9 protein-coding genes are annotated in these 17,936 nt (G+C 59.9%); 4 read left to right on the top strand and 5 right to left on the bottom strand.

The genetic code is table 11. The annotated features are described in order from the left end of the window. Positions 1 to 378: 378 nt before the first annotated feature. From VGY55_16910 to VGY55_16895, 4 genes are all read left to right on the top strand, one after another. The gene (locus VGY55_16910) at positions 379 to 1,773 is read left to right on the top strand and encodes a hypothetical protein (GenBank protein ID HEV2971660.1); all 1,395 of its coding nucleotides are present in this window, start codon (positions 379 to 381) and stop codon (positions 1,771 to 1,773) included. Positions 1,774 to 2,048: 275 nt separating this feature from the next. Beyond that, positions 2,049 to 2,552: an RNA polymerase sigma factor gene (locus tag VGY55_16905; protein HEV2971659.1), complete on the top strand. Its 504-nt coding sequence runs from the start codon at positions 2,049 to 2,051 to the stop codon at positions 2,550 to 2,552. Continuing rightward, complete coding sequence (locus VGY55_16900; GenBank protein HEV2971658.1) at positions 2,519 to 3,001, top strand: hypothetical protein; 483 nt, start codon at positions 2,519 to 2,521, stop codon at positions 2,999 to 3,001. The genes VGY55_16905 and VGY55_16900 overlap by 34 nt, the downstream gene beginning before the upstream one ends. A 46-nt stretch (positions 3,002 to 3,047) precedes the next feature. After that, complete coding sequence (locus tag VGY55_16895; protein ID HEV2971657.1) at positions 3,048 to 4,517, top strand: hypothetical protein; 1,470 nt, start codon at positions 3,048 to 3,050, stop codon at positions 4,515 to 4,517. 1,118 nt (positions 4,518 to 5,635) lie between these two features. Here the strand turns inward: VGY55_16895 and avs2 are convergent. From avs2 to VGY55_16870, 5 genes are all read right to left on the bottom strand, one after another. Beyond that, complete coding sequence (gene avs2, locus VGY55_16890) at positions 5,636 to 10,123, bottom strand: AVAST type 2 anti-phage system protein Avs2 (protein HEV2971656.1); 4,488 nt, start codon at positions 10,121 to 10,123, stop codon at positions 5,636 to 5,638. A 482-nt stretch (positions 10,124 to 10,605) separates the two neighbouring features. Next, positions 10,606 to 11,577, bottom strand: coding sequence for a hypothetical protein (locus VGY55_16885; protein ID HEV2971655.1), 972 nt, complete (start codon positions 11,575 to 11,577; stop codon positions 10,606 to 10,608). A 375-nt stretch (positions 11,578 to 11,952) separates the two neighbouring features. Then, the gene (locus tag VGY55_16880; protein HEV2971654.1) at positions 11,953 to 13,971 is read right to left on the bottom strand and encodes an NPCBM/NEW2 domain-containing protein; all 2,019 of its coding nucleotides are present in this window, start codon (positions 13,969 to 13,971) and stop codon (positions 11,953 to 11,955) included. A gap of 150 nt (positions 13,972 to 14,121) precedes the next feature. Continuing rightward, positions 14,122 to 14,694 (bottom strand): ECF-type sigma factor, encoded by a 573-nt coding sequence (locus VGY55_16875; protein ID HEV2971653.1) that lies wholly within the window; start codon positions 14,692 to 14,694, stop codon positions 14,122 to 14,124. Between the two features lie 78 nt (positions 14,695 to 14,772). Next, the gene (locus VGY55_16870; protein ID HEV2971652.1) at positions 14,773 to 17,922 is read right to left on the bottom strand and encodes a tetratricopeptide repeat protein; all 3,150 of its coding nucleotides are present in this window, start codon (positions 17,920 to 17,922) and stop codon (positions 14,773 to 14,775) included. Positions 17,923 to 17,936: the final 14 nt, after the last annotated feature.

The raw sequence follows: 17,936 nt of genomic DNA, 5'->3' as shown, positions 1-17,936 counted from the left end.
TTCCATCGCCTGGAGACCGTAGTTATATGGATGGTCCCACTGCTCGCTGGTCTGGATCAACTCGCTCCAGAAGCGATCGGCGGCCTGGAAATGTTGAGGACGAAGGAACAAGCCCTCGTACCAATGCACCGGCAAATTACGCATGTAAACCCTTACCAAACGCACTGATAGCGTCGATCAGTCGAAAACCCAATCCAACCCTGGCATGGTAGCACTGTCGGGGAAACTTGTAAACATTAGGTGGACTGGCGTCGTGATTCCGAAAATCTTTGCCAACCGAATCAATTCAAGCAACCGCTAAAGCCGATACCATCGCCGAGGTCCGCCTATCTTTACCGCGATCGAGGATATTTCGTGCGGAGTTTCGAGCGACGGGTTTTGTCGACCGGCTTGCTAGCACTGCTGATGATCGTCAGCGGATTGCGGATCGCGGCTGCGCAGGATTTGACCGGCGATCCGCCGCCGCGACGGAGGCCGATTATCGTCGGTCTGCCCGTAGCACTGCCGGCGCAGTCGGGGGAGATCGCCTTGCAGCCAAATGTCGTGGTCAACGGCACTCCGCCGCCGGCGAACGGCCCTTATTCTGAATTGCACGGGATGAACGGGGTGCAACCCATTGCGTTTGCCGAGCCGCCGACGGCTCCGCCCCTCGCACCAAGCCGTGTCGTGCCTGCCGGTGCAACGATGCCTCCATTGCGCGGCCAGCTTGTCGATCAAGCTACCGCCCCGCCACCACCAGCGAATATGCCGCTCCCCGATCCGTTCTCCTCCGGTGCGGAGCAGTTGCCTCCGGGCACCAGCCCCGCCGCGCCCCGCGCCGAACCGCTCTTCACTCAACCCCTGGGCGGCGACTGCGGTTGCGGACCCGGCGGTGGAGGACATCATGGCAGTCACGGCGGCACTTTCTACGGACTCGGCGGCATCGAAGAAGGCACCGGCGATCCAGGGATCGGGCAAGAACGGGTGATGTTCGCCCTGTTCGAGATCGATGCCTCGCAGCCGTCGAGCAATTTGCGGTTTCGATTCAACGCCGCCTACGACGAGCACAATCCCGATCGGGCCGAATACTTTTGGGCTCAGATCGGCGGCCGCGGGCCGAAGTTGCCCGAGAGGTTGGTCGACTATCAAGACGTTATCGCCTCGTGGGAAGTGGCCTCGGGCAAAGCCTTTTCGCTCACGACCGACATTCCGATCCGGTTGGTCGCGCCCGAAATCAATCCGCCGACGGCCGGGCTGGGAGATATGAGCCTGACGACCAAAACCGTCCTCCTCAACGGCGCCGATTGGCAGATCACGCAAATCTTCCGCACCGATTTGCCCACGGGCGATCCCGGCCACGGAACGGGCACCGGGCACGTCTCGCTCGAACCCGGATTCTTGTTTCAATTGAAATGGAGTCCCCAAACGTATTTCCACGGCGAGCTGACCTATTGGTTTCCACTCGGCGGAAATCCGGTCTACGATGGGCAAGTGCTGAAATACGGCTTCGGCGTCAGCCACTTGCTCTATGAGAACGACACGTTCGCCGCGATCCCGACGCTCGAGTTCATCGGCTGGACGGTGTTCAACGGCGCGCAAACGACCTTCCCCACCGGTTTGCCCCAGCCGGTCGATACGATGGGCATCTTCAACGTCCGCCCCGGCATCCGCTTCGTTCGCGACACGGGGGGCGATCTGGGCCTCTTCGAATGGGGCGTCAGCGCGGCGTTCGGCATCACGACCAACCGCTGGTACGACGCCTCGGTGCTCGTCGAGGCGCGGTTCGTGTTCTGACCGTTCTAGCGGCTAAAGCGCCCACGCCAATGAGCGCCAAGAGCCACATCAACGGCTCGGGCACGCTGCCGGTCTGACCGGCGAAGTCGGTCGGCGAAGTCCGCGCGACCGTGAAGCTGCTCGAGTCGAATGCGCGATTCAGCGAATTCTTTCCATCCAAGCGCAATTGTCCGGCCGTGAACGACAGCGAGTTCAGATATTCTTTTCGCGGAAGTGCGAGAAATCTGCGCGAGCATGGCATCTAGTATATTAGAGAGCAACGACAAAGGCCGAATATGCCGCGAATTGCGCCGGAGGAGTTGGGCCGCTTATATCGCCAGCATGCGCCCGCATTGCGGCTCTACGCTCGGCAATGGCCGACCGGCGATGAAGACCTGGTGCAGGACGCGTTCATCAGGCTAGCGCGACAGTCACCTTTGCCGGCGAAGGTGCTGCCGTGGTTGTATCGGGTGGTCCGCAATGCGGCCTGGGCGGCGGGGCGCGGCTGGATGCGCCGGCGCCGGCGCGAGAACCAGTCAAGCGCCAAGGAAGCCTGGTTTGCCGCGACAGACGACCGAATTGACGGCCAGCATGCAACCCTGCTGCTGACGGAGCTGCCCCTGGAGCAGCGTGAGGTGGTGGTGGCCCGCATTTGGGGCGGGCTGACATTTGAGGACGTGGCCGAACTTACCGGCTGCTCGCTGCCGACGGCGCATCGCCGTTACCAGGCGGGGCTGGCCGCATTACGAGAAAACATGGAAGGCCGATGGATACACACTCCCCCGACCAAGACGACCTGAGCGGTGTCGAGCGCCTGTTGTCAGGCTGGCGCCCGGACGCAGCGGGCTTGAATCGCGACGCGATGCTTTTTGCCGCCGGGCTCGCGGTCGGCAAGGAAGGACGCGGCCGGCTGCTTTGGCCGGCACTGTGCGGTTTGCTGGCGGTCTTGACGGCGGCTTCGGGCATCTGGGGGCTCAAGGAATGTGCCGAGTGCCAGTTCCTTGTCAGCAGGCTTCAGGAACGCACGCGGCCAGCCGGCCTCCCTCCAATAACCAGTTTTGCCGTTGCCGCAGTTACCTCGTTCAGACCATCGCCGGATGGCTATTTCAACCTGCGCCGCCGAATGGAGCAAGATCCGAGCCGTTGGCTTGCTTCACGAGAATCCACCGGGTCGGCGCCGCCCGGGCCCGCTCCGCCCGAGCCTGCGATCCTCAAGGCTTCCCAATATGAAGCCCTGTTCAATCAGTAATCCGCGTCTAGCCAACCTCTTCCGCTCATTTCAGGAGGCTGAAACCATGGCCCGCTTGCGCCAATACTCAGTACTCGTCTTCACCCTCGCGCTGACATCGGTCCTTCGTGCCGAGGACAAACCGCCGGCGGCGGACAAATCCGCCTCGCCCTGGGCCATCGACCAGTCATTAACCATCTCGCCACAGGCCGCGCCGATCCCAGCGTTGAAATATCGATTGCTGCCCGGCAGTTGGGAGTTGAAGGACGGCAACGCCGTGCCGATTTATCTGCGACTAACTCACGAGCAGAGCGATGCGTCGCGAAAATACTTCACCGAAACGCCCAAACAATGGAACGCGCTGCCGTTGGACAAGATCCCGACGGAGGAGGCTCGCAAGTTTCTCCAGGACCATCACTACCTTCTCCGACAGCTCGAAGTCGGCGCTCGACGGCGAACCGCCGAATGGAATTACACACTCGACGAGCCCAATCCCATCGGCCTCTTGTTGCCCGACATGCAGTGGATGCGCAATTACACTCCCATGCTGATCCTGCAAGCGCGCGTCGCGCTGGCACAAGGGGATTTCAGCGCGGCTGCCCACCACTTGGAAACGGGCTTTGCTTTCAGCCAACATGTGGCGGAGGGACCCACCCTGATCAACAGCCTCGTCGGCTACGCCATCGCCTCTGAGTTCGTCGGCGCCGCCACCGAATTCATCGAGCGACCGGATGCTCCGAACCTTTATTGGGCGCTGACGGCTCTGCCTCGTCCCCTGATTGACTTACGGCCAGGCTTCGGGTTCGAGTATCAAACATTTGAGAAACAATTCCCTGAGTTAAGCGATCTGGATCGAGAACGTACGGCGGAGCAATGGGACAGTCTCTTGCAGCGCACTCGAACAGAGATGCGCGAAGTCGCCCTCGAGCCCGCGGAAGGGAGCCCGGAAAAACTTCCCGACTGGTTCCCCAAGGATTGTGCTCCCGGCGATCCTGCCTCAAAGTCGCCCGATCTTTCGCTGGCCCGCAAGTACGTCGCCCGCACTCGAGGCCTGGCGGCCGACAAAGTCGAGATGATGCCACCGGCTCAAGTGCTTCTCCTATGTATGATGGGCACGTATCAGGACGATCGCGACGATTGGTATCGTGCCTCATACTTACCCTACCCGCAGGCCCGCCCCTTACTCGCCGAATCGATCAAGCGGCTCCATGATGTGGCGATCACCGAGGGTCACGTGCCGGCGCGCCTGTTCCTTCCGAGTTTGAACAACGTCATATCGCGCCAAATTGCGATTGAGCGCCGATTAACCGCTTTGCGCGTGATCGAGGCCTTGCGAATGCACTGCGCAGCGCATGATGGCCAATTGCCCAACAAGCTTGCGGACGTCACCGAAGTTCCAATTCCCGACGACCCCGGAACGGGCCAGCCGTTCGATTACCATTGCACGGGCGACACGGCAACGCTCGTCAGCCAGATTCCCGGCGCCCCGTCGGCCGGCAACGGCCAGCGTTACCAAGTGACCGTCCGGAAGAATTGAACGGCGGCGGAGAGGAAAACATGAGGGACGGGACCATTTTCAATTCGGGTCGGGGCGGCTTCTCGGAAGGGATTGCGGCCTGAAGGGCCGACGGAGAGTGAGGGCTGCGTCGCGAATACTCCTCGCGGCCCTTCAGGCCACGGCCGTGTGATGGTCCATCGTCCGCGCCAGAATGCAAAACAACGCGGCCTCGCTGATTGCGCAGCGAGGCCGCGTCTCGTGAAATCGATCGCTCGATTTCCGAAGAAAATCGAGCGCTCGATTCCCGATCCTGTTTGTGACTTGTGGCTGGCTTGAGGAGCCGGCGTTCTTGATTTAAGGGTGCGGCGAGGGGTGAGCACTGGGGCTCGTGTCTCACCGCAAGGGTTAATCGATCCGGCTCCCCGCCTTGGTCCCGCCCTCGATCACAGGGCCAGTCGGCACGGTCATGAGACCGAACGCAACTGTTAAGGAACCTCCACGGAAGCTCTTTCAGCCACGCACTGGGACGTTGTCCGGTATCAAAGCCTCGGGGAGAGGAAGGAAGGGGCTGGGGACTGGGGGCTGGGAACTCGGCAAAATCCGGCGGCTTACGCCGCCGGTTCAACTCATCCTTCATCCTTCATCCCTCATCCTCTTCTTCCTTTCCTCTCAGCGGCCGCCTGACGCCCCCAGGCGGCCGTTAATCGAGACTTGCGAACTCTCACAACCTGGCAAGCTACCCGGCCGCTCGAGCCCCGGAATCGGCGAGAAACGGGCGCCCATTTCTCATCAATTCCAAGGCCCAAGCGACCGAACGAGGCTTGGCGCGAGCCAAGGCTTTGCACGGGCGAACCCGCCGTGTCCTTTCGAAAAACCGCCGGGCAAACAAGAACCTCGCCCGGCAATCCCGTTTTGACGCTCGTCTTACCTTTGCCCGCGTGTGACCGCGGGACTTACAATATGGCCGCCTCCCGCCAGGTTGGCTGAGCACGATTAGATCACAAATGTACAGTTATCGCAAGGGGCGGAATTGGGCCAGCGGATGTGAGGGAGAAAACGGAGCTTCTACTTTTCTAAGAAGGCAGAATTCCCTCTTTTTCATGTCCACCACCGCGCCGTACGAACCGACCAGGCAAGCCGCTGCCGCAGAGAAGGGCCTATCGGGCCCTCGGAGGCACGTACCGTACATGCTTTTGCCCGGAAACTGCGCCGTCCTTTAGGACGTACGCTCCGTTTATTTCTAGGTATCCGTTGTAGTCCGCGCCCGACATCGAACCACCGATTGTTCGTTTCTCACCGAGCAGCGTCCAGAACAAAGTAAGGCCATTTGATGTCAGAAAATCCGAAAGTGCGTCGTGGCGGACCAGCAAAACGCGTGGCCCCTTAGATCGGACCGATGGGTCAACCGCGCACAACTCATTTTTTTGATTGACCCATTCTCCCTCGACCCCGCGCCAGGAGAGTTGCATGCCATCGGCTAAGAATCGACAAGGCAGCTCAATGAAAATCGTCCCGTCAACGGAGCAATCAAATCCTCCAGACTCCCACGCGTAGCCATCGTTCGCGATAAGAATCTCGGCCGGAAGCTCGCGCCCATTCATCCGCGCCTGGCGCGACCATCCGTTCCGTCCATAGTAGCTGCAGTCCATCTCCCTGAATGCCGGAGACCAAAAGAATTCACCAAGCAGAACTCCGTACGCCTCGTGTGACTCGGGCATCCATCGGCCCATCCAGCTTTGTTTGAGAGCCCACCGGAGGAGCTTTTGGGACTCCGATCTTCTTATGAAGTACGACTTGAGCATGCACCATACTTCGCGCCGCTTTGCTTCAAATTGCTCCTCGCCGGTGGGTGTACGTTGCGCCCATCGATAGTAGCCATGTAGGGTACACCACCGAGCACCATTGCCAGGATGCGTAACGACAATCGCATCCTCGACGCGTGGCACATCGTGGTTCTTCAGCCACCGCACCTCGTCCGGCGGCACATCCCAGGATTCGAATCTTGCTGGAAACCACCAGGAATTAGTGTGCGCACGCCACTCTTCGCATTGCGTGCTCCGAACGAGATTCGAAGGGTCAATATCGCGGCGAAATGAATGTGTGCAAGGTTCCTGACCTTGCGCCCCGCGCGGCGACCATTCATCATCGCGCATTCTGAAATTATCGGATAGCCTCGCAAGCAATTCATAATATGCAATCCATTGATACTTCTTTCCGATCCGTTCCGGCTTATTCGGTTCGCGTCCATGCCGACTATACCGGTTGACATTTCGATCGAAGTCGCCAAACCGCTCAACCGTCCACCCCATGTCGATGATCCGCTTAATCAGCCACCGACGCGCCAGTTGGCCGTCGAATCTGTTTTCTTCTGAGTACGTGTGCGGCTCCGCCATAAAGGCCTCCACGGACCCGTTGAATAAGTCTCGCTTCTGAAAGTTCGTCCCAAGCGATCGGAGGACCGCTTGCCGACTTGTTGTCAGCGCGGCATTCAACTCCCCGTCGGTAAAGCGATGTCCAAATCGCTCGGCCGCCGCGTCCGGTCCCAACCGCCGATAAAGGTCGATATTACTTCGTAGAGTTGCGTACGCGTCGAAGGCGCGCCGCTGGCGGTTTGTAAGCGAGTCGACGAATTCCTCGTATAACTCCTTGTGCGTGGGAGTCTTCGGTTCGTCACTTCGACAGGACGACCACTCATCCAGACCACCGATGACGTAGCGCGAGAAATCATCATCCATAACCGAGTGATATAAATGCACCCTCGCCCACTCTCTGTCGGGCATATCAACTCGCGACTGTCCCCACGTTTCGAGTTCGATCGGTTCAGGAATATCGATCAACGGCCATTCGCTGCGATAGGGAGGCATAGTTTTCGCGACATCTAGCTCCGCAATTGCACCGCGATGAATTGCTACTTCAATCACTCCACGAGCGTAATCCCGCAGCAGAGCGTGCGGCGGGGGCATTCCCGATTCGAACACAGCACGATAGACGTCCTGGGCCAGACCCGCCAATGCCGCAACATCGTTCGTCCGCATCGCACAGCCGTAGGCAACCGCATGAAGGCGCTCGCTGACGTACGGATCGTCTACACTCTTGAACGTCTTGAGGACGTGTCGAAGAACTTGGATACGTTCCTCGCATAGCCTGACCATTGCCTTGGTGGCTCGGTCACGAAGAAAGCGATTTGCCGTCGTGAAAAACCAAGCAAGCGCGATCGCTGAAAGACGGACTACCTCGTCGTCAAACGTCGATTTGTCGCTCTCGTCGAGCGCCCATTCTACGAGGCGATCAACAGATCGCTGACTGCCGTACTGATCGTGCAGGAAAATAGACCACCACGCATCTCTCGTGGCTAGCTCACCTCGGATCAATATCTGGTGCAGACGGTCGGCGTTCATTGGATGATTCGGAGCGGTAGCAAGGGAAATCATCGCATCCCAAAAGCTGGCAAACGTGCCGCGAAATGCAAGTACATGTTTGTTAATGTACCGGTCGGACGCGACGCTAAAGCTTTCCGCGTCACGCCAAACAATGCTCGCGACAAACGCCTCGCGCATCGGCAAGTAACCGGCGAGATGAGGTGCGAGATTCGGCAATTCCTTCTTTGTTATTTCAGGGATTTGAATCGCAAGCGATTCGAGAATCCCCGAATTCATCCAGCACGTTCGCTCGTCTTTGACGAGTTGGCCCAAGGCGCGGCGCCTCGAAAACGATTTCTTTGGTTCGCGTTTGTCAAGATACCTTTTCAGCAATCGCTGGGTGATCAGATGGTCTGAAAACCGTTGATAGGTGAAACGCACCGATTCCGACCATTCGTCACTGTCACTTCGTGATTCCGGAACAACGGTGAGGACGCCTTCCGATTCGAGGGAGTGAAACAGAGATCGCTGATGTTCATCTCGCGGCAGCAGTGCGTTGACGATAGCTTTGGCTTTGTCGAGCGGCAGGCGATCGCTCTTCCGTATGGCCATTTCGTCCGACAGATTATCGACAGCCTTTGCGACGAGGCAATCGCGATCGTCGTAATTAAGGCTATCAGCGCGCGCGAGCTTCTTGTCGATCGACTCCACGAAGAAACGAAAGATTTTCGTAACCCCACGTAACCCAGAGGGAACCCTCGTTAAACCAGCGTTGTGAATACTCTGGCAGAATAGCTTGAGGAACAATGGGTTGTCGAACTCAGGAAACAAGACAGGCGCTGACGGCTCAAGGCCAAAATGGGCAAAGAACTTTGCGGCAGCTCGGTAAGCGAACTCACCGAAGCCGTAATGCTCGACTCGAACAATTCGTGTCTCATCAAGCGTTGGAGGAATAATATGCGGCTCGTAGGTATTGCGGATACTGACGCAAATGCCGAGCCACTGCGATCGCGCTAGGGTCGTCAGAATTCCGGGCAGGAATTTCCACCAAAGACGGTTTCCGTCGCCTTCGTTCAGTGCGTCGATTAGGAGCAGCACACGGCAATTGTTTGCCTGCGCGGCCGCCTCGATAGCGCCAATCAGTTCGTCTCGAGAGCAATTCAAGCCAACCAAGCGAATCATCTGGGACCAAGGTTCGTCGTCGTGAAAATGCTCTCCGTGAAAGATGAGTCGTGGTCGAGAGTCCTCCGTCTCGCGCTTCGCCACGTCACATAGGAGGTGCGTCTTGCCCTGACCCGCCGCGCCTACGAGCAACATGGCAGGACAATTCGAGAGTAGGCATTCTTTGCTACTGGAAAACCCCGTGATTTCATAAAGCGTGTGTTCGAACTCGCGCAAATAATAGTATCGCGAATCCAGATCGTCAGTCGAATTGCGAATTTGTGGCTTGTCGCTCGTGCCGCGGCTACCCTTCAGGTCACGCACGGCGGATAAACAGCCATCTACCAATTCCGATAGCTCTTGCGATCGCAATGTGATTTCGTTCCACGGAATCGGTCTTGTCGTTGTCCATTCGAGATAACTCGCTTCAAGCAAGACCCAGGGTTCGATCAATGCGAACAATTGCGGTGCCATCGTCACGATGCGATCATAAGCCTGTTTGAGTGGCTCTGGCTCGCTCGTTGGGCGTAGCCTGTTGAACGCGATTCGTGCTTTCGTATAAAGTTCGGTGAGCCGCGAGAAGAATTCGGCCGTGCGGCCAAGTGCATCAAAGCTAGAGCGAATCGGTAGATCCACATTGAGTTCGGGTGAGTATCGGTCGCGCGCATTCTCGACTGCTTCGTTGACCCGGCTGGCAAACCACGAATTGCTCAACTGCTCCTCGTTGAACCAAAACCAATGCCGCCCGCGGTGCTTCTCGTTGCTCAAACGTCCCCCAATTTCGCTTTGCCCCCAAAACTCGAACGATACCGACATCCCATTTGTACTAGCAAGCTTCTCCCAGCCTGCCACCGAATCTGCCCATTTCTCGTGGGCGCTCTTCCGTCCGCCGCTTCGATCGTCTGGTAAGTCGACCGGCATGCAAACGGTGTACTTCGTTAAGTGGGGATGCTTGTGAAGGGCCGCCTTGACGGATGCGTGGACTTGGTGCCACTGGCTCTGCCCCGGCGATGTCAAAAAAAACTTCGCCTGCCAAGCCCATTCGTCGGCATTGGGCAATCGCCAAAAGCACTCGACACCAGCGTCTGGCGCGCCCTTTCGAAAGAATCGAGAACCTTCCGGCACGGATTCATCCGCGGCCAATTGGCAGCAAATCTCCTCAAAGCTATGCGCTTGAGAACCATTCCAGGATCGTAGACTGTTCCAGTTAATGGCCATTTGTTTTTGGCAGGTAGTTCTGCGGCGTCTCCGGCCGCGCAGCCCGGCGTCGATACAAAACGGAGCATGACGAAACAAAAGGGACGCGAGTCGAATCGGTCAACAACGACTCAAGCCGCCTTTGTGTGTATCCGTTAACCAAGCCGCTAATTCTCCCGGCCCGATGCGGAGCAGCACGACTCCGCGGTGAGCGGCATCCGTGCTGAATCGGCTGTCGAATTCTACCAGATTCTGCCACCGCCAGAGATCGCCGACGGGCTGGTTGTCCGAGAGGCCCAGGTCGGATCACCGCGCGGTGACGCGGCTCGGCGTCTCGCCGCGAGTGGAAAGAATACGAGGACGCGGTTGATTTGCAATTCGAGTCGCGCCCCCCTATTCCTCCTCGACATTCAGCCTGTTTCGATCCGTCTTGAGCGGCGCCAAGTATAGCCACCCAATCCCGCTGCACCGATGCAGAGCAGGGTCAGGCCGGCGGGCTCGGGAGTGGAGCCGAGTCCGGCGGCCGGCGCCAGGTCGTCGAGGCCGCCGACCACAGTTTCTGGAGTGAGGGTTAGAGTCGGCAGGTTGTATTGGTAGATTCGATTACCTGAATTCGCGATGTAGAGATTGCCGGCCGCGTCGTTGGTGATCCCATCGAAAGCGACCCCGCTCGAGCCGGGAAGTAGTGTGACGGCCAGTGTGGCCGGGTCGATTTGGTAAATCCCGGCGCCCGAGAGCGACGGGTCGAACAGTTTGCCCGAGAAGCTATCGAAGGTCAGCCCATCCAAGCTGACCAGACCGATGGATTGGCGAAGGATGGCGCCTGTCACCGGGTTGAGCTGGGCTAGGAACGACGTTGCCCCGCCGCTGCGCGTGCCGAGGTTGGCGAACAGGCGACCGAGGTTGTCGTAGGCGAGGCCCTGCGGGTTGCCGCCGTAAACGCCGAGTGTGGTTACGGCGTTCGTGGTCAGGTTGATCCTAAAAATCTGACCGCCCGCGAAGTCGCTCAGCAAAAGGCTCCCACCCCCCGGTTCCAGGGCGATGTCAGCGGGGTCACTAAAGCCGCCCGCGATGAGGGTATCGCTGTGGGTCGTCTTGTTGATCCGCCGGACTTGCCCCGTTTGGAGGTTGCTATAAATGATGTTTTGGTTGTTATCGAAGAGCAGGCTATCCGGTTGACCAACGGTGTTGAAGACCGGAGTCACGACGTTCGTTCCGGTGTCGGCGGTGAGTATCTGCTGGCCCGACGTTGAAGTAACGTAGAGCAACTGCCCCGCCGACGCGTGCCGAGCTGCACTCAGGACCAGCGCCAGAAACGCCAATCCGCACGTGACGACGGTTGCGCACCAGCGAAAAGCGAATCGAGACAAGTCATGGATCATTAGCGTTCCTCCTCGGATACCGATGCGGGGTGAAACTCAGGAGCACTCGCAAAACGTGGCACTGCTTGACGGCTGCCACCATCCGGTGCGGAATTCCCCCAAGACATGGCAGCCGTCAAGCAGTGGCACCCGGCGACGATCTTTCCAGTCAACGGTTATGTTAGGGCTTTTAGGGAGAAAAAACTGGGGTGGGGAAATGGCCTCCGGATTAGACGCGCGGCCGAAATAGCAGAACCGGCACATATCGCCTCGGACGACCTGTTCGAGAAACTGCCGCCATTAGAACACGAGATTCCGCGATGGCAACAGATTTGTTTGTGATCGAGCAAGTATTCCTTGGATTAATCCGAGTATTTTCTCCGCAGAGCAAGCCGATCACTTCGCCGCCCCGACGCGAACCAACACGACGCCGTGACGGGCGACATCGGCGCTGAATTGACCGTCGAATTCTCCTAGATTCTTCTGGCGCCAGAGATCGCGGACGGGCTGGTTGCCTGAGAGGCCGAGGTCGGACCAACGGGCGGTGACGCGGCTGGGCATTTCGCCGCGGTTGAATAGCCCGACGGCCTTGGCGCCGTCTTCCAGCGACTTGGCCCAGATTTCGAGGCCGTCGTCGTTGGTGAGGATGCGAACCGCTTGTTTGCCGAGCGGGTCTTGATCGATGGCGAGCACTTCGTCGTTGGTCAAGAGGCCGAGAGTGAATTCGTCGAGCTGCGTCATGTCGCAGCCGATCAAGAGCGGAGCGGCTTGGAGGCACCAGAGCGAGATGTGCGTGTATTGTTCGTTCGGCGTGAGATGGGTCGGGTGCAGATTATTGCCCCAGCCGACAGAGCCGACCACGAGCATATCGGGGTCGTTCCAATGCCCGGGCCCGGCGAACGCCGCGGTGCGCGTTTGACCGAAGCCGATCCCCGCCATGCTCGCCCAGTTGTCGGAAATATCTCCGGTCACTCGCCAACAATTGCCGCCGACCGATGCACCCCATCGCCAAACGTCGCCCATCCCGTATTGGCAAAGGCTGACTACGATGTCGCGGTCTTGCTTCGCCAGCGCGTCGCGCATCATCGCATACGGGCGCTCGAGCACGTTTTGCGGGTACGGGCGGACCTTCGTCTCCCTCCCCGCGATTTGATCGTAGGAGCACCAATCGTATTTCAAATAGTCGAATCCCCAGCGGGCGTATTGTTCGGCATCCTGCTCTTCATGATTGTAGCTGGCGGTGAAGTTGCCGCAGGTCGTCGGGCCGGGCGAAGAATAGATGCCGGCCCGCAACCCCTTGGCATGGATGTAGTCGGCCAGAGGTTTCATGCCAGGGAATTTATCGTTGGTCTTGATGCGGCCGTCGGCGTTGCGGCGGGCTTCGGGGGGACGGTTGTTCGAGACCTCCCAGCAATCGTCGATGTTGATGTAGGTCCAGCCGTGATCCACCAGTCCCGAGCTGACCATCGCGTCGGCCGCGGCGCGGACTTTCTTGTCGCTCACGCTTGTGGCAAAGCAGTTCCAACTGTTCCAGCCCATCGGCGGCGTCAATGCGACGGCGTCGCCGACCTTGATCCGCAGCTTGCGTTCGGCGCTGCCGTGCGAGTTGGTCGCGTTCAGGGTTACGACGGATTCGCCGCGCTCGCGCGCGGCGCCGGTGATCCGCCCCGTCTTCGAGTTCACGGAAAGTCCGGCCGGCAAGCCCTCGGCGGCGAAGGTCATCGGCCGCTCGCCGGTGGCGGCGATGGTGTATAGAACCGGATGACCGGGGCGCACGCCCAGCACGGTGGCGCCGTTGATCCGCGGCGCGGCCGAAGGCTTGGGAGTCAGGATTTCGGCGGTTTCTCGCGGCGCTTCGATCGTCGTCGGCCGACGGCCCGTGTAAGTGATGATCGCGTTGGTCCAGTCGCCGTGACCGAAATTGATGCTCGGTCCCATCGGCTCGATCAACAGCACGAGTGTGTGGATGCCGTGCAGATCGAGGTCGATCTCTTTAGCCCGATCGCCGAGCTTCATCTTGCCGGCATGATAGAGGGCCTTACCATCGGCGATGACTCTGAATTCGATCGGGAAGTTGCTCGCTTCTGGCCGATCCTTCACTTCGTCATCGACTCCGACGGATGCTGTGAACCGATCGGCCTTGCCCGCCAAGTCGATCCACCAGCTTGACGACGCATGGCTTCCCAATCCGTGCTCAAAAACCTTGCCGGCGATGGTGAGCGGATGCCCATCGACGCTCTTGCCCTTGCCGGGTTTACCCCAATCTTGATGAAGATGATTGAATCCCAGGTCTTCCAGGCGGACGATATCGGCTGCCGCAGTCGCGGTCGCCAGCAGTACCAGCAGCGGAGCCAACAAAGTGATTAGCCGGCCGAGATGAAATGAGTTCAATGAGGATTTGGTCACGTTCAACATATGATTTTTCCTGAGAAGCCCGAACATAACCCTTGTCTGAGAAGATCGTCCCCGCGTGCCACTGCTTGACGGCTGCCATGTCTTGGCGCGAATTCCGCACCGAGTGGCGGCAGCCGTCAAGCAGTGCCACGTTTTGTACGGGCCTCTTACTCATTCCTCCCCCAAGACCTGCTCGAGAATCCGGGCGGCGGCCAGGCGGGTGTTGAAGACCGTTCGCTCGGTGGCTCCGACCTCGGCGGCGATTTCGCGCACCGGCTGCCCGGCCAGGATCAACTCGATGATCCGCCGGCGGCGATCGGAAAAAGGCTCCAGGAGTTGCTCGACGAGGTCGCCCAGGGCAACCACGTCGTCCGGCGAAGGCCCGGATTCCAGCGGATCGCGCTCGGAATCGAGCGGCTGCGCGCGACTCGGATCGCGGCGGGCACGCTGCCAGAACTTGCCGCGGTTGCGGACCTTGTTGAGCGTAATCGTCACCAACAGCGGCCAGAGGCTCGCGTCGTCACCGACCGCAACCTGTTGCTTGCGAAGCTGGCCGAAGAAGCTCCGCAGCACGCTTTGGGCCACGTCCATCGAACCCTCGGCCTGCTTGAGCCGCCAGCCCGCCTGCCGCCGGATCAAGCTCAAGAGCCTTTGGTAATAGCGCTCGAACAGGGCGGTGGCGGCCTCGTCGTCGCCGGCCCGGTAGGCGGAGAGGAGTTGTTCGTCCGTCAGCGGTTCGAGCACGCCGGAGTCCTATCGTGAGGAAATACGAGATTTTCCACGTAGCCTACCCTGAATCCGCGGAAATGCAAAGGATTTCGCTTACCGCCAATCGCCGCTCAGCGTGAACGCGCCCCAGTAATACGGCGGCAAGCGGCGATCCTTGTCAGGCGGGCGGTCGTCGGCGAATTTCAGCCCGCGGCTGATTCCTTCGCGCAGCATTTTCAACTGGGCTTGCCGCAGCGATTCCACCTTTGACATCTTCTTGTGCCAGAGATTGTCGTAGAAGTCGATCATCAGCGCGCGGCTGGCGTCGTCGTTGATCGTCCACAGCGTGGCGACAACCGCTTTCGCGCCTGAAACTTGAAAAGCCCGCTCCAGGCCCAGCAAGCCTTCGCCACCGGCCGAAGTTCCCAAACCGGTTTCGCAGGCCGACAGCGCGGCCAACTCGACATGGCTCAAGTCGAGCTGCGAGACTTCCAGCGCGGTCAAGATACCGTCGTCGTTTCCCTCCGAGATCGGCTGATTCGCGCCGGCCAGCACTAGCCCGGAGAGCAGGCCCGGATGGAAGCCGGAGACTCCTTCGCTACCAAACGGATCGAAGCGTTCCGACTCGGTGCGCCGTGCGGGATCGAGTCCGGCGGGACGAGGCTGAGCCGGGGCGAAGAAGCCGTGCGTCGCGAAATGGACGTAGCGATGCTTGGTCAACTGTGCTTCAACCGCGCGCTTTGTCGCTTGATCGTTGCGGAGCTTGGTTAGGTCGCCTTGCGGAAACCGCTCCGAGAATGAATCGGCAATGGCGACGATCTCCGTGCGCGTCCCCGGCAATGGGGCCCAGCGCGGAAGCTCCGCCCCGCGACTGCCACGCGGGGCCATTTGAACGATTGCCTCGGCCGGCGCTCGAACCGGCGCGGCGTCGAAATCCACGTCGCCGACAAGCAACAGTGACGGCGGCTCAAGCGCATTCCGCTTTGCGGAATCAGATAGGTCCGAATTCGAGACCAACTCGGGCAATAGCCGCGGAATCGGAAGGATCACGATCGCCGTCTCTTCCAGCAGATAGCTTCCGGGTTGCCGCCCCGGCAAGGCCGGCCAAGGGAATCGGGCCGTTGCGCCGTCGGGCGAAAGCAACACAAGCTTGGCGTCGCCGATCGCCGGCTCCAACTTTGCCCACACCAGGCGCCGCAGCTCGGTGGCCGGATCGGGCAACCGATCGCGCGCCGGGGCGCCAACGCTTTTTCGCCAGGATTCAATCGCCGACGTAATGGGCGCCATCGATCCCAGTTCGATCCGCGCAACCGGCAATCCCGGACGGACCACGAAGGCAACCAGACAGCGCTGCCACGATTCACGGCGGCGATCACCCGGCGGCGCGAGCGACCAATATTCCAACAGGTCCACCAGCGCAGCGCCGGACGGGAGCGCCCGGCGCACATCGTCGGCCGATTGACGGCGCTCGACCAATTGCCCACGAAATTCTCGGCTGGCCGCCGCCAGCGATTGCTCCAAACGCTCGACGCGGGAACTCGATTCGGCCAGCTTTCGCAGATATTCGTCGCGGTCTTCCGGCGACGGAACGGCCATCGAGAGATTTGCGAACGCCCGGCTGGCGTCGTCCAATTCGGAATACAGTTTCGCGACTTCCGGCGAGCGGTTGTGATCCAGATCGTTCTGCATGGCACGGATTCGCTGCTGCCGCGCCGAGACGGACCCCTTCCAAGCCAACACTTCGGCATACGACTCGTCGGGCGGACTTTGCACCGCCGTCGCGATCGCGAGATAATTGTCGAGCCGATAACGAACCTGCTCGATCATCTTCAACTGCTGCCGTTCGGATTGCACGGCCGCAGTCAGGTCGAGCAGTTGCCGTGAAGTCTGCAAGGCCTCGCGAGCCAACGGCGCCGCCTTGGCAAACTGGCCTTGCTGTCGATAGAGCGCCGCGAGATTGCTCAAGCTGAGGACATAGAGTGGGTGCTTCGGGCCGACGGCCCGGCGATAAATCTCGATGGCTTGTTTCAAGAGCGGCTCGGCGGCGGCGAATTGGCCCGATTCGCGATAGACGTCGGCCAGATTGTTCAAGCTCAGAGCGTAGTCGGCGTGCGAGTCGCCGAGCGCTTTGCGGCGGATTTCCAGCGCACGCCGAAACATCGCCTCGGCTTTGGTTCGCTCGCCGAGCGACATGGTCACGCCCGCCAGGGCGTCCAGCGTGTTGGCGTAATCGGGGTGATTTTCGCCCACGGTGCGCGCCGTAATATCTAGCGCTTGTTGATAAATCGGCGCGGCCTTGGCGAACTCGCCTTTCTGTTGATAGAGCCCTGCCAGATTGTGTAGAGCAGTCGCGCACAGCGGATGATTCTCGCCAAGCGTTTGTTTCAGGATCTCCGCGGATTGCCGGTAGAGCGGCTCGGCCGCGGCGCAATCACCCGTGGCCCGATAGAGTCCGGCGAGATTGCCGAGGCTCTCGGCATACTGCGGGTGTTTTTCGCCGAGAACTTGCTTGTACAATTCGACGGCTTGGCGGAAGAGCGGCTCCGCTCGGGCGTAGTCGCCGGTCTCCAAGTAAACGCCGCCCAGGCTGTTCAAGCTGCCGGCGTAGTCGGGGTGTTTTTCGCCGAGAGCTATTTTGGTCAGCTCGAGCGCTTCGCGCAGCAGCGGAGCGGCTTTGTCGTAGCTGCCCGTCTCGACATACAGCAGTCCAAGATTGTTGAGGCTCGTGGCGTAGTCGGGATGCTTTCGGCCGAGCACGTCTCGCCGCAGATCGAGAGCCCGCTGATACAGCTTTTCCGCTGCGGCAAAATCCCCCAAGGCTTCGTCCGTCGCAGCCAGGTCATTCAAGTTGCCGAGATAGACCGCGTGCCTTTCGCCGACCGTCTTGCGGCGGATTTCCAGGGCTTGCTCGAAAAGTGGTTTCGCGGTCGCGTATTCGCCCAACTCATACCGCACCTGCGCGAGCGTGCTCAGGCCGAGGGCAAAACCGGCATGTTGCTCCCCTTCGATCTTGCTGCGGACTTCCAGCGCCCGGCGGGCCGGCTCGAGCGCCTCGCGAGCTTTGCCCTGGCGAATGAGGCCCATCACCTCGTCATTCAATCGGGCGGCCTCCGCCAATTGCGATCGATCGGCATCCGTCAACGTCTTCCGTGCAGTTGGCTCGTCGGCCCAAGCCGCCAGCGCCGCGACGACGATCGCGCTCGCCGCCACGCCGCAGCGCATCGAAAAGTCGGTTCGATTTTGACGCCGGGCCGGTCGTGACATGCGATGCACTTGAA

This window comes from Pirellulales bacterium (genome assembly GCA_035939775.1).
Lineage (GTDB): Bacteria > Planctomycetota > Planctomycetia > Pirellulales > DATAWG01 > DASZFO01.
The sequence above is the reverse complement of the archived record's forward strand: the minus strand, read 5'-3'. Positions and strand labels throughout refer to the sequence as shown.